5 protein-coding genes and 1 pseudogene are annotated in these 8,023 nt (G+C 63.7%); all 6 read left to right on the plus strand.

All coding sequences use genetic code 11. The features are described from left to right. The first annotated feature begins 52 nt into the window (after positions 1 to 52). The gene (gcvP, locus tag CVS28_RS15260) at positions 53 to 2,944 is read left to right on the plus strand and encodes an aminomethyl-transferring glycine dehydrogenase (protein WP_103464777.1); all 2,892 of its coding nucleotides are present in this window, start codon (positions 53 to 55) and stop codon (positions 2,942 to 2,944) included. A 34-nt stretch (positions 2,945 to 2,978) separates the two neighbouring features. Beyond that, positions 2,979 to 4,100, plus strand: a complete 1,122-nt coding sequence (gcvT, locus tag CVS28_RS15265; RefSeq protein ID WP_103464776.1) for a glycine cleavage system aminomethyltransferase GcvT — start codon at positions 2,979 to 2,981, stop codon at positions 4,098 to 4,100. Between the two features lie 221 nt (positions 4,101 to 4,321). Beyond that, complete coding sequence (gene gcvH, locus CVS28_RS15270; RefSeq protein ID WP_103482051.1) at positions 4,322 to 4,705, plus strand: glycine cleavage system protein GcvH; 384 nt, start codon at positions 4,322 to 4,324, stop codon at positions 4,703 to 4,705. Continuing rightward, the gene (gene glyA, locus CVS28_RS15275) at positions 4,702 to 6,027 is read left to right on the plus strand and encodes a serine hydroxymethyltransferase (protein ID WP_279325078.1); all 1,326 of its coding nucleotides are present in this window, start codon (positions 4,702 to 4,704) and stop codon (positions 6,025 to 6,027) included. The genes gcvH and glyA overlap by 4 nt, the downstream gene beginning before the upstream one ends. 139 nt (positions 6,028 to 6,166) lie before the next feature. Then, positions 6,167 to 7,564 (plus strand): L-serine ammonia-lyase, encoded by a 1,398-nt coding sequence (locus CVS28_RS15280; protein ID WP_103482052.1) that lies wholly within the window; start codon positions 6,167 to 6,169, stop codon positions 7,562 to 7,564. A gap of 149 nt (positions 7,565 to 7,713) precedes the next feature. After that, positions 7,714 to 8,023: pseudogene (locus CVS28_RS15285) on the plus strand (lipoyl synthase); the annotation flags it as partial.

The following is an 8,023-nucleotide window of genomic DNA, read 5'->3' on the forward strand; positions in this document are numbered from 1 at the left end:
GGAACCCACCCATGCCGCACCCCCTTGGTTCGGCCGTATCTTGGAGTTCCTCATGACGATTCAGTCCAGTCAAACTGCGTTTGTAGACCGGCACATTGGCGCCCGCAAGCAGTCCCACATCGAGACCATGCTCAAGGCCATCGGCTATGACAGCGTCGATTCCCTCGTAGACACGGCTGTTCCCGATTCCATCCGTCAGGCCAAGCCCTTGGAGCTCCGTTCTGCGTTGAGCGAAGTGGAAGTGCTGGCCGACCTTCGCGCCATCGCCGCCAAGAACAAGATGGCAGTCCAGCTAATCGGTCAGGGCTACTACAACACCGTGACCCCGCCGGTGATCATGCGAAACATCCTTGAAGCCCCGGCCTGGTACACGGCTTACACGCCCTACCAGCCCGAGATCTCCCAGGGCCGCCTCGAGGCGCTGCTGAACTTCCAGACCATGGTCAGCGACCTGACCGGACTGCCCGTTGCAAACGCCTCCTTGCTCGATGAAGCCACCGCTGTAGCCGAGGCCGTGCTGCTCATGCGCCGCGCCAACAAGTCAAAGACCGCCGCAAACGGCAAGACCGTCCTGGACGCGGACCTCCTGCCGCAGACCATCGCCATCGTCAAGGGCCGAGCCGAAGCCCTTGGCTTCGAGGTGGAAGTTGCCGATCTCGCCCAGGGACTGCCCGAAGGTGACATCAACGGCGTCGTTCTTCAACAGCCCGGCGTATCCGGACGCGTCTTCAACCACGCTCCCGTGATTGCCGCAGCGAAGGAGCGCGGTGCGCTTGTCACTGTTGCCGCCGATCTGCTGGCCCTGACCTTGATCACCCCTCCCGGTGAGCAAGGTGCCGACATTGCCGTTGGTACTGCCCAGCGCTTCGGCGTTCCCCTGTTCTTTGGTGGACCGCACGCAGCGTACATGGCGGTCCGCAGCGGCATGGAACGCACCCTGCCCGGACGCATCGTTGGGGTCTCCACCGACAACACCGGCCTGTCGGCTTACCGCCTGGCCCTGCAGACCCGCGAGCAGCACATCCGCCGCGAGAAGGCCACCTCCAACATCTGTACGGCACAGGCCCTGCTGGCGATTGTCGCCTCCATGTACGCCGTCTACCACGGCCCCTCCGGGCTGAAGGCCATTGCCGAAACGGTCAACGGCCACGCCCGCACCCTGGCAGCGGCACTGCAGGCATCCGGCGTCGAACTGGCCCACACTTCCTTCTTTGACACCATCACAGTCAAGGTTCCGGGACGCGCCAGCGCACTGGTGGCCCTGGCCGAGAGGGATGGCATCAACCTGCGTTCCATCGACGCCGACCATGTTGGCATCTCCGTTGATGAAACCACGACGGCGGACATCGTGGCTCGCGTAGTCGCCGTGTTTGGAGCCGCGCCGGCAGGAGACGGCACGGACCAGGGCAGCAGCTCAGATTTCGGCTTTGCGGCGGACACCGTGCGCGGCTCTGACTTCCTGACGCACCCCGTGTTCAACACGCACCGTTCCGAAACTCAGATGTTGCGTTACATCCGCCGCCTCAGCGACCGTGACCTGGCACTTGACCGCACCATGATCCCGCTGGGCTCCTGCACAATGAAGCTCAATGCCACGGCCGAGATGGAAGCCATGTCCTGGCCAGGATTCGCCTCCATCCACCCGTTCGCTCCTGATTCCCAGACCGAAGGCTGGCGTGAACTGATCGGTGAACTGGAAGCCGATCTGGCCGAGATCACCGGGTACGACCAGGTCTCCATTCAGCCCAACGCCGGCTCCCAGGGCGAACTTGCGGGCCTGCTCGCCATCCGCGGGTACCACCTCTCACGCGGAGACGAACAGCGCACCATCTGCCTTATCCCGCAGTCGGCCCACGGCACCAACGCTGCCTCGGCCGTGCTGGCCGGCATGAAGGTTGTTGTTGTTGCCACGGCTCCCGACGGCACCATCGATCACGCGGACCTGACGGCCAAGATCGAAACCCACAAGGATCAGCTCTCGGCCATCATGATCACCTACCCGTCCACGCACGGCGTTTACGACGCCGATGTTCGCGAGGTGTGCGACGCCATTCACGCAGCCGGAGGCCAGGTCTACGTTGACGGCGCCAACCTGAACGCGCTTGTGGGCCTTGCCCAGCCCGGCAAGTTTGGCGGCGACGTCAGCCACCTGAACCTGCACAAAACGTTCTGCATTCCGCACGGCGGCGGCGGCCCCGGTGTAGGTCCCGTTGCAGCCAAGGCCCACCTGGCCCCGTTCATGCCCGGCGATGCCAACGCGGCGTCTCACGACGGTACCGGCGTCCCGATCTCGGCTACACGCTTCGGCTCGGCCGGCGTTCTGCCCATCTCTTACGCATACGTAAAGCTCATGGGCGGCAAGGGGCTGACGGAAGCTACAAAGTCGGCACTGTTGGCAGCGAACTACATCGCCTCGCAGCTCAACGAGCACTACCCGGTCTTGTACACGGGCGCCGGGGACCTGGTTGCCCACGAATGCATCCTGGATCTGCGCGATCTGACAGCCAAGACCGGTGTCACGGCAGAAGACGTGGCCAAGCGCCTCATCGATTACGGCTTCCACGCCCCTACCCTGTCCTTCCCGGTTTCCGGCACCTTGATGGTTGAGCCGACCGAATCCGAGGACTTGGCCGAGATTGACCGCTTCATCAACGCCATGATCAGCATCCGTGCGGAGATTGATCAGGTAGCTGAGGGCACCTTCACCTTGCTCGACAGCCCGTTGCGCAACGCACCCCACACGGCTGCCGCCGTAGTCGATTCCAACTGGGATCGCGGCTACTCACGAGAGCAGGCCGTGTTCCCCGTGGCCGCCCTGCGCCAAGACAAGTACTTCCCGCCCGTTGGCCGCATTGACGGTGCAGCCGGAGACCGCAACTTGGTTTGCTCCTGCCCTCCCATCGAGTCCTTCGAGGACGATGCAGCAGATTTCGAAGAAAACTGAAGCGTTCACTAACCACCACCGCGAAGGAATTCCCATGACTGAGAACCACACAGCCCTTTACGGCGAGCACGAGAAGGCCGGCGCGTCATTCACCGACTTTGGTGGCTGGCAGATGCCGCTGAAGTACTCCTCGGAGCTGGCCGAACACCACGCAGTCCGCAACGCCGCAGGCCTTTTTGACCTCTCCCACATGGGCGAGGTTTGGGTGAGTGGCCCCGACGCCGCAGCCTTCCTGGACTACGCACTTGCTGGCAAGTTGTCAGCCGTTGCCGTGGGCAAGGCCAAGTACTCGCTGATCTGCAACGCCGACGGCGGCATCATCGACGATCTGATCTCTTACCGCCGCAGCGACGAGAAGTACCTGGTGGTCCCCAACGCCGGTAACGCCGCAACCGTGGCAGGGCTCTTGGCTGAGCGCGCCGCAGGCTTCGATGTAGAGGTCAAGGATGTCTCCGCAGAGACGTCGTTGATCGCCGTTCAGGGACCCAACGCCGAAGCCATCCTGCTGACGCTGGTGCCTGCGGAGCAGCACTCCCTGGTGACCGAGCTGAAGTACTACGCTGCTGTCGATGTGACGATTAACGGCCAGGAGCTCTTGCTGGCACGCACCGGTTACACCGGCGAAGACGGCTTCGAAATCTACATCCCCAACGCCGACGCCGCCGCCCTGTGGCAGATACTGCTGACCAACGGACAAGACCAGGGGCTCATCCCGGCTGGCTTGGCCTCCCGGGATTCGCTCCGTCTGGAAGCCGGCATGCCGCTGTACGGCAACGAGCTGTCCGTCACCGGGCACGCGTACTCCGCAGGACTGGGCCCCGTGGTTTCGTTGGCCAAGGAAAGCGACTTTGTCGGCAAGGCAGCACTCGCCGCCATCAAGGAAGCCGGTGAAGGCTCCACCACAGGCCGCAAGCTGGTTGGCTTGAAGGGTCTTGGCCGCCGCTCAGCCCGCGGCCACTACCCGGTCCTGAAGGACGGCGCCACCATCGGCGAGGTCACCTCCGGCCAGCCCAGCCCCACCCTGGGCTACCCGGTCGCCATGGCCTACGTCGACGTGGCGCACGCCGAACCCGGCACCCTGCTTGACGTGGATCTCCGCGGCAAAGCTGAGGCCTTCGAAGTGGTTGCCCTGCCGTTCTACAAGCGCCAAAAGTAACTTCTGCACGGACCGTCGCCGGGGTTTCGCTAGTTCAGATCCCGGCGACGGACCGGCGCTCTCGCGAGGTGGGGGCTGGTGCCCGCGCCGCGCCACACACGACTTCGTCGGTGTGTCCGCGGCGGCGCCCACCACACCGCCAGCCCCCACCTCGCTGCGCGCCTGTTCCCCTCCTCCATCCTCTGCAAATAGCCTTCACAACACTTAACGAACGGATCATGATGAGCAAAGTAGCTCCTGAACTGAAGTACTCCGCCGAGCACGAGTGGATCGCCGCTGATGGCGCCGGCCCCTCCACGATTGGTGTCTCCGCCGTCGCCGCCGACGCGCTGGGCGACATTGTGTATGTGGACCTGCCTGAGGTGGGCTCCACTGTCACCGCCGGTGAGGCGTGTGGCGAGATTGAGTCAACCAAGTCCGTCTCGGACCTGTACTCCCCGGTCACTGGCGAGGTCAGCGAAGTCAACACGGCCGCCGTCGAGGATCCGGCCGTGATCAACTCCGATCCCTACGGTGCCGGATGGTTGTTCAAGGTGGCCGTGGAGTCCGAGGGTCCGCTCCTGTCCGCCGCCGAGTACGCAGCTGCCAATGGCGGGGAACTGTGAGCCGCGCCGACGCAGCAACCGTGGACTACGTTCAGGTGACATCGGCCAGCCTGGATGCTCCGTTGTCCGCGTTGGACCCGGAAATCGCCGTGCAGATCGACGCCGAGCTGTCCCGCCAGCGGACCGGCCTGGAAATGATCGCCTCGGAGAACCACACCGCGGCGGCCGTCATGGCGGCCCAGGGCTCCGTGCTGACCAACAAGTATGCCGAGGGCTACCCGGGCCGCCGCTACTACGGTGGCTGCGAGCACGTGGACGTTATTGAGCAGCTGGCCATCGACCGGGTCAAGGACCTGTTTGGGGCCGGCTTCGCCAACGTCCAGCCGCACTCGGGCGCCCAGGCCAACGCCTCCGTCATGCACGCGCTCATCAAGCCGGGCGACACCATCATGGGCTTGAACCTGGCCCACGGCGGGCACCTGACGCACGGCATGAAGATCAACTTCTCCGGCCGGCTCTACAACGTGGTCCCGTACCAAGTCCGCGAGGACACCCACCAGGTAGACATGGCTGAGGTTGAGCGCCTGGCGCTCGAGCACAAGCCAGCCCTGATTGTTGCCGGCTGGTCCGCCTACGCACGGCAGCTGGACTTCGCCGAATTCCGCCGCATCGCGGATCTAGTCGGTGCCTACCTCATGGTGGACATGGCACACTTCGCCGGCCTGGTGGCCGCCGGGCTGCACCCCTCACCGGTGCCGCACGCCCACGTCACCACGTCCACCACGCACAAGACCCTTGCCGGCCCCCGCGGCGGCATCATCTTGAGCAACGACGCCGACATTGCCAAGAAGATCAACTCCGCCGTGTTCCCGGGCCAGCAGGGCGGGCCGCTGGAGCACGTCATCGCTGGCAAGGCTGTGGCCTTCAAGATCGCCGCCTCGGAAGAATTCAAGGAACGCCAGGAGCGGGTGCTGCTGGGTGCCCGACTTCTGGCCGACCGCCTGATCCAGCCGGATGTCGCGGCCAAGGGAATCTCCGTGATTTCCGGCGGGACCGACGTCCACCTGGTCCTCGTTGACCTGCGCAACTGCGAGCTCAACGGCCAGGAAGCCGAGGACAGGCTGGCTGCCATTGACATCACGGTCAACCGCAACGCCGTTCCGTTTGATCCCCGCCCGCCCATGGTCACCTCCGGCCTGCGCATCGGTACCCCGGCTCTGGCCGCTCGCGGTTTCGGCGAGGCTGCCTTTGCCGAAGTGGCGGACATCATTGCTGAGGCCCTTCTGGCCGACGCTGACGCGGATTTGTCCGGTCTGCGCACCCGGGTTGAAGCCCTTGCAACAGCCCACCCGCTCTACCCGTCAGTGACAAATCTGTCCTAGGCGGTACAGTAGCTCCCTGCGGTGACGGCCATTGATGGCCGTCGCCGCAGGGAATAGGCTGGGCATTATCCAAGGGTGTGCCCGGCCCTCCGCCAGGTTTCACTGGCGGAAGGAATTTAGTCTTTAGTGAGGTACTCACATGTCCGTTGGTGTTTTTGATTTGTTTTCGGTGGGTATTGGCCCGTCGAGTTCGCATACTGTGGGGCCGATGCGGGCGGCGGCTGCGTTCGTGCAGGAACTGATGGACGCTGGTGTCCTGGGACAGGTTTCTGGGGTCCGGGTTGATTTGTATGGTTCGCTGGCCGCGACGGGTCGTGGGCACGGGACCATGACGGCGGTGCTGCTGGGGTTGGAGGGGCGTGAGCCTGAACTGATCCTGCCCGAAGAGGTCGAGTCCCGCCTGGCCGCGTTTGCTGCCGGGGATCCGCTGCTGCTCGGTGGCAGTGTGGCCCTGGCCTACGGGGCCGGGGACATCATTTTGCACCCCTTGACGATTCTTCCCCGCCACACCAACGGCATGAAACTCGCTGTTTTGTGCAGTGACGGTGCCGTGCTGCATGAGGCCACCTACTTTTCCGTCGGTGGCGGGTTCATCATCCGTGAAGGCGCTGTGGACGCGGCCGTGGCTGAGCTGGAACACTCCAAGGAACTGCTGCCCCACCCGTTCCGGACCGCGGCGGAACTCCTGAAGCATTGTGCCTCGACGGGCACCAATTTCAGTGGTGTGATGCTCGCTAACGAACTCGTCACCCGCACCGAGGCACAAGTCCGTACCGGGTTGCTGCATATCCGCGACGTCATGGAGGACTGCAAGAACGCGTCCCTGGCCCGTACCGGGTTGTTGCCGGGCGGGTTGAATGTGCGCCGCCGCGCCCCGGACTGGTATGCCCGGCTGCGGGCTGAAGACCCGGACCGGGATCCGAAGTTCTGGCAGGAATGGGTGAACCTGGTCGCGTTGGCCGTGAATGAGGAAAACGCCTCCGGCGGGCGCGTGGTCACTGCCCCTACAAACGGGGCCGCCGGGATCATCCCGGCCGTGATGTTCTACGCCACCCACTACACCGCCGGCATGGCCGATGCCACGCAGGAGCAGATTGATGATGTGGTGGTGAAGTTCCTGCTCGCCTCCGCCGCCGTGGGCGTGCTCTACAAGGAACAAGCCTCGATCTCCGGCGCCGAGGTCGGCTGTCAGGGCGAGGTCGGATCCGCGTCCTCGATGGCCGCTGCAGGCCTGGCTGAAATCATGGGCGGCACCCCGGAACAAGTCGAAAACGCCGCCGAGATCGCCATGGAACACAACCTGGGCCTGACGTGTGACCCGATCGGCGGTTTGGTGCAGATCCCCTGCATTGAACGCAACGCGATCGCCGCAGCGAAAGCCATCAACGCCGCAAAAATGGCGCTCTGGGGCGATGGCCAACACCGGGTCTCCCTGGATGAAGTCATCATCACCATGCGCGAAACCGGTCGCGACATGTCCTCCAAATACAAGGAAACAGCCATGGGCGGCCTCGCCGTCAACGTCGTGGAATGCTAACACCGGCGAAACCATGAACGTATGCGCCAAACCCGGCACGAGTTCAACGCATAAGCACGCATGCGCAGAACCCAGCACGAGTTCACCGCATAAGTTCAGAAACAACCAGGCCATGGCATCTTGCCGGCGCCGCTTGAAGGAGTATTGACATGACGTTGGCACCTGAGGGACGTAAGTTGTTGCGGATTGAGCAGCGTAATGCTGCTGTGCCGGTGGAGCGGAAGCCTGAGTGGATGAAGGCCAAGGTTTCGATGGGCCCGGAGTACATTGCCATGAAGAACCTGGTTAAGGGTCAGGGTCTGCACACGGTCTGTGAGGAGGCGGGCTGTCCAAATATTTTTGAGTGCTGGGAGGACCGTGAGGCTACGTTCCTTATTGGTGGTTCCGAGTGCACCAGGCGGTGTGATTTCTGCCAGATTGATACGGGCAAGCCGTCACCGATCGATCGGTTCGAGCCGA

Source organism: Arthrobacter glacialis (assembly GCF_002909415.1).
Classification (GTDB): Bacteria; Actinomycetota; Actinomycetes; order Actinomycetales; family Micrococcaceae; genus Specibacter; species Specibacter glacialis.